Here is a 3,376-nt window from a genome sequence, read left to right on the forward strand (position 1 = left end):
GAGCCGGCCGACGACGTGCTGGACTGCCTGGCCGAACTGGCGCCGCGCGAGATGCGCCGCGCGCTCATGACGGGCTTCGGCAACGCGCGCCTGGCGCAGCGCGAGGCGATCGAGACCGCCGACCTGCCGAAGTGCTCGAACGGGAAGACGAAGATCGGGTTCGTGCAGTAAGCCCGACAGCCGGACGCAAAGGACGCAAAAAAAGGACATCCATGGACGATGTCTTCTTTGCGTCCTTTGCGAAGCCTTTGCGCCCTTTGCGTCCGGAAGTCTGGCTCCCCTACGCGCCAGGCACCCGCTCCGGGTCGGCCCACTCCCAGTGCTTCGCGGCGCGGAACACTGCGTTGGGATAGGCGGGGCGGCCGCGGCTGCCGTTGTAGCGGCCCAGGGCGAAGTACAGGTCGCCTGCCTCGCGATCGAGGTAGTGGCGCAGGATCACGCAGCCGAAGCGCAGGTTGGTCTGCATGTGGAACAGGCTCGACGCGTCGCCGTTGCCGATCACGCGCGTCCAGAACGGCATCACCTGCATGTAGCCGCGCGCGCCCACCGGGCTCACCGCGAACTTGCGGAACGCGCTTTCCACCTGGATCAGCCCCAGCACCAGGCCGGTATCCAGGCCCGCGCGGCGGCTCTCGTACCAGACGGTCTGCAGGAATTCGCGCCGCTCGTCCCAGTCCGCCTTGCGGGCCTTGAGCTTGTGGCTCATGGCGCCCAGCCAGCGCAGGTACTTCAGGCGCGCCTCGATGTCGCCGAACACGGGCACCGGCGGCGCGCCGTGGGCCACCGCCGAAGTGAGCGCCGTGCGCACCGCGTCGGCCAGCGGCTCCTCCACCTGCGCGCCGGCGTGCGCCAGCCGCGGCAGCAGGGGCCCCGCCAGCGCGCCGAGCGCCGGGACGAGGATGCTCCTGCGCGTGAGGCTCACGCCGCGAGCCGTCCCTTCACGAAGGCGGCGATCTCGCCGGCAGGCACCTTGGTCGCGGCGCTGTCGCGGCGGTGCTGGTATTCCAGCTGGCCTTCCTTCAAGCCGCGGTCCGAGATCACCACGCGGTGCGGCACGCCGATCAGCTCCCAGTCGGCGAACATCGCGCCCGGGCGCTCGCCGCGGTCGTCCAGCATGACGTCGACGCCCGCGGCCGCGAGCTCGTCGTGCAGCTTCTGCGCGGCGGCCTTCACCTCCGCGCTGCGGTCCATGCCGATCGGACACACCACCACGGTGAAGGGCGCGATGGCGTCCGGCCAGATGATGCCGCGCTCGTCGTGGTTCTGCTCGATGGCGGCGGCCGGCAGGCGCGTGATGCCGATGCCGTAGCAGCCCATCTCGAACACCTTGGGCTTGCCGTCCTCGTCGAGGAAGGTGGCCTCCATCGCCTTCGAGTACTTGGTGCCGAGATAGAAGATGTGGCCCACCTCGATGCCGCGCTCGATGACGAGCCGGCCCTTGCCGTCCGGCGAGAGGTCGCCTTCGACCACGTTGCGGATGTCGGCCACGAGCGCGGGCTCGGGCAGGTCGCGGCCCCAGTTGACGCCGGCGATGTGGAAGTCTTCCTCGTTGGCGCCGCAGATCCAGTCGGCCATCGCGGCCACCTCGCGGTCGGCCACGATCTGCACCGGCTTCTTCAGGCCGATCGGGCCCAGGTAGCCGGGCTTGGCGCCGAAGTGCTCCAGGATCTCCGGCACGGTCGCGAAGCGGAAGCCGGCGTCCAGCCCCGGCACCTTGCCGACCTTGATCTCGTTCATGTCGTGGTCGCCGCGCAGCAGCAGCAGCCACACCTGCGTGCCCGCCACCATGCCCTGGTGATCGAGCTTGTCGGTGGCCAGCACGATCGACTTCACCGTGGTGGCCAGCGGCACCTTCAGCAGTTCCGCCACTTCCTCGCAGGTGGCCTTGCCCGGCGTGGGCACCTTCTGCAGCGCCTGCTTCGCTTCGGGGCGCGGACCGGCCGGCGCCAGCGCCTCGGCCTTCTCCATGTTGGCCGCGTACTCGCTTTGCGGGCAGTAGACGATCGCGTCCTCGCCGGTGGCGGCGATCACCTGGAATTCCTCCGACAGGTCGCCGCCGATGGCGCCGCTGTCCGCCGCCACCGCGCGGTAGCGCAGGCCGAAGCGGTCGAAGATGCGGCGGTAGGCCTGCGCCATGATCTCGTAGCTTTTCTTGGCGCCGGCCTGGTCGCGGTCGAAGCTGTAGGCGTCCTTCATGATGAATTCGCGCCCGCGCATCAGGCCGAAGCGCGGACGGCGCTCGTCGCGGAACTTGGTCTGCACCTGGTACAGGTTCTTCGGCAGCTGCTTGTAGCTGCGCAACTCCTGCCGGGCGATGTCGGTGACGACTTCCTCGCTGGTGGGCTGCACGACGAAGTCGCGCTCGTGCCGGTCCTTGATGCGCAGCAGCTCGGGACCCATCTTGTCGAAGCGCCCGGTCTCCTGCCACAGCTCCGCCGGCTGGATCACGGGCATCGTGCATTCGACGGCACCGGCGCGATTCATTTCCTCGCGCACGATCGCCTCCACCTTGCGGATGACGCGCAGGCCCATGGGCATGTAGGTGTAGATGCCGGCACCCAGCTTCTTGATCATGCCGGAGCGCATCATCAGCTTGTGGCTGGCGACTTCGGCGTCGGCGGGGGCTTCCTTCAGCGTGGAAATCAGGAACTGCGAGGCTCTCATCAAATGGGACCGGGAGGGTGGGACGCTGAACCCTTCCAGCGCGCAGGGGCGCCATGCATAATGGGTTCAGTTCAAAGATTTGGGGTTGATTATGCTTGACCGGGACGGCTTCAGGCCCAACGTCGGCATTGTCCTGCTCAACCAGAAAAACCAGGTGTTCTGGGGCAAACGCATCCGGACGCACAGCTGGCAGTTCCCGCAAGGCGGCATCGACCGCGGCGAAAGCCCCGAACAGGCCATGTTCCGGGAACTGCACGAGGAAATCGGGTTGAAGCCGGAGCATGTGCGCATCGTCGCCCGCACGCGCGACTGGCTGCGCTACGAGGTTCCCGAGCGCTACATCCGGCGCGACGCGCGCGGCCACTACAAGGGGCAGAAGCAGATCTGGTTCCTGCTGCAGCTGATGGGGCAGGACCACAACCTGAACCTGCGCGCGACCAACCATCCGGAGTTCGACGCCTGGCGCTGGAACGACTACTGGGTGCCCCTGGATGTAGTGATCGAGTTCAAGCGCAACGTCTACCAGATGGCGCTCACCGAGCTCGCGCGCTACCTGCCGCGGCCGAATCACCACAACCGTTACCTGCGCTCCGGCATGCGGCCGCACCGCCGCGACGAAGCCGGCGCCGAGCCGCCGACCGAACCGCAGCCGGAGTCGTAGTGCTCAGCTCAGGACGAGGTTGGTCCGGTGGATCAGCTCGGCTTCATTGAC

3 protein-coding genes and 1 pseudogene are annotated in these 3,376 nt (G+C 67.9%); 2 read left to right on the forward strand and 2 right to left on the reverse strand.

Features of this window, described 5'->3' with window-relative positions; all coding sequences use genetic code 11:
• Window positions 1-171, forward strand: a pseudogene (locus tag VFM98_RS16835) (AAA family ATPase); the annotation flags it as partial.
• Window positions 172-280: 109 nt separating this feature from the next.
• Here the strand turns inward: VFM98_RS16835 and VFM98_RS16840 are convergent.
• Together VFM98_RS16840 and VFM98_RS16845 are read right to left on the reverse strand one after the other, a co-directional pair.
• Complete coding sequence (locus VFM98_RS16840; RefSeq protein WP_325111053.1) at window positions 281-922, reverse strand: lytic transglycosylase domain-containing protein; 642 nt, start codon at window positions 920-922, stop codon at window positions 281-283.
• Window positions 919-2,664, reverse strand: coding sequence for a proline--tRNA ligase (locus VFM98_RS16845; RefSeq protein WP_325111054.1), 1,746 nt, complete (start codon window positions 2,662-2,664; stop codon window positions 919-921). Before VFM98_RS16845 ends, VFM98_RS16840 begins: the two co-directional genes overlap by 4 nt.
• A 91-nt stretch (window positions 2,665-2,755) precedes the next feature.
• On the opposite strand from VFM98_RS16845, the gene VFM98_RS16850 reads away from it, so the two are divergent.
• The gene (locus VFM98_RS16850; protein ID WP_325111055.1) at window positions 2,756-3,325 is read left to right on the forward strand and encodes an RNA pyrophosphohydrolase; all 570 of its coding nucleotides are present in this window, start codon (window positions 2,756-2,758) and stop codon (window positions 3,323-3,325) included.
• Window positions 3,326-3,376 lie beyond the last annotated feature (51 nt).

Origin of the sequence: Ramlibacter sp. (assembly GCF_035706265.1) — a bacterium.
Taxonomy (GTDB): Bacteria; Pseudomonadota; Gammaproteobacteria; order Burkholderiales; family Burkholderiaceae_C; genus Ramlibacter.

Bases quoted from the DNA above. Each gene is read 5' to 3' on its own strand.
- VFM98_RS16850 (WP_325111055.1), top strand. From the start codon at position 2,756: ATGCTTGACCGGGACGGCTTCAGGCCCAACGTCGGCATTGTCCTGCTC.
- VFM98_RS16845 (WP_325111054.1), bottom strand. From the start codon at position 2,664: ATGAGAGCCTCGCAGTTCCTGATTTCCACGCTGAAGGAAGCCCCCGCC.